Raw genomic sequence first — 1623 nt, 5'->3', positions numbered from 1 at the left:
GTCGAGCCAGACGCTCGTCGCGACCCTCGAGCGGCGCGTCCGACGGCGGTGAGCGCGACCATCTGCGACGCCCCTCGTCCTGCACCCCGCACGTCCGTCGCGCACCTCGGGCAGGTCGCCGGGCACGCCGCCGTCGAGCACCTTGGCGTACGGCGAGAGCCGTCCGGGCTCGCCGGGCAGCGCGTCGGGCTCGACGAGGCCGGGGCGGGCCACGAGGGTGACCCGCGGCGAGGCGTTGTCGGCGGCGAGCAGGTCGGCAGCTCGGACGGTCCGGTCCCCGCCCTCCGAGCGCCGCCCGACGCGCCTCGACCATCCACGCGGGGTGCGACTCCACGACGGCGAGCCGCTCGGTCTCGGGCAGCCCGGACGCGACCGCGTCCAGCCAGTCGGGCAGTCCGCGGCGCGCGACCTTGCGCAGCACGGCGTTGACGAAGGCCGTCGGCTTGTGCCCGACCTGGCGCCGCACGAGGTCGACCGTCGTCGAGACCGCGGCGTGCGACGGCACGCGCATGCCGAGCAGCTGGTGGACGCCCAGGCGCAGCGCGTCCAGCACCGGCGGGTCGATCTTCGCGACGCCCTGCTTGGCGACCTGGTCGAGGATCGCGTCGTACGTGCCCCGCCGGCGCAGCGTGCCGTGCACGAGCTCGGTCACCAGGGCGGCGTCGCGGCCCTCGAGGCCGCGCTCGCGCAGCATCGCGGGCAGGACGAGGTTGGTGTAGGCGTCACGCTCGTCGACGGCACGCAGCGCCTCGAACGCGGTGAGGCGGGCCATGTCCAGCGCCATCAGACGAGCCTCGCGTCCGGCTCGAGCGCGACGCCCCGACCCCAGTCGGCCGCGCTCATGCGCTTCTTCCCGTGCGCCTGCAGCTCGCCCAGGACGACGTCCGTCGTGCCGGTGCCCACGCGCACCTCGCGCTTGCCGACGCTCAGGCGTCCGGGCTCGAGCGTGCGCTCGTCGCTGACGGCGAGCGGACCGAGCTTGATCCGCAGCGGGTCCGCGCCGGTCTGCTCCAGCGTCGTCCAGGCGCCGGGGGCCGGCGTGCACCCGCGCACCTGGCGGTCGATGGCGAAGGCCGGACGCGACCAGTCGACGCGGGCGTCCTCGGTGGTCAGCTTCGGGGCGTAGGTGACGCCCTCCTCCTGCTGCGGGACGTAGGAGATGTCGCCGTCCTCGACGTGGTCGAGCGCGTCCACGAGCAGCCGCGCTCCCCCGTCGGCCAGCCGCTCGAGCAGGTCGCCGGCGGTGTCGGTGTCGCGGATGCGCTCGGTGATGACGCCGAGCACCGGCCCCGCGTCGAGCTCCTCGACGATGCGGAACACCGTGGCGCCGGTGACCTCGTCGCCGGCCATGAGCGACCACTGCACCGGTGCGGCGCCGCGCCAGTTCGGCAGCACCGAGAAGTGCAGGTTGACCCAGCCGTGCTCCGGGACGTCCAGCGCCTCCTGCTTGAGCAGCGCGCCGTAGGCGACCACGGGGCAGCAGTCCGGCTCGAGCTCCCGGAGCCGGGCCATGAAGTCGGGGTCGGACGGCTTGGTCGGCTTGAGCACCTCGATGCCGAGCTCACGGGCGCGGGCGGCGACGGGCGACTCCTCCAGGCGGCGGCCGCGGCCCGGCCGGGGCGT

The 1623-nt window shown here is 75.4% G+C and carries 2 protein-coding genes; both read right to left on the bottom strand.

Annotation, left to right across the window (positions count from 1 at the left end; translation table 11 throughout):
* Nucleotides 1-784 (bottom strand): transcription antitermination factor NusB (locus tag AC2W7G_RS15785; protein WP_485869275.1); only part of this gene is annotated, 784 nt, incomplete at its 3' end.
* Nucleotides 784-1623, bottom strand: an 840-nt coding sequence (locus AC2W7G_RS15780) for a methionyl-tRNA formyltransferase (protein ID WP_485869274.1), incomplete at its 5' end; no start/stop codon positions are given. The genes AC2W7G_RS15780 and AC2W7G_RS15785, both read right to left, overlap by 1 nt.

The sequence above is a fragment of the Aeromicrobium sp. PFPM2_SD2 genome (assembly GCF_057364525.1).
The sequence above is the reverse complement of the archived record's forward strand: the minus strand, read 5'-3'. Positions and strand labels throughout refer to the sequence as shown.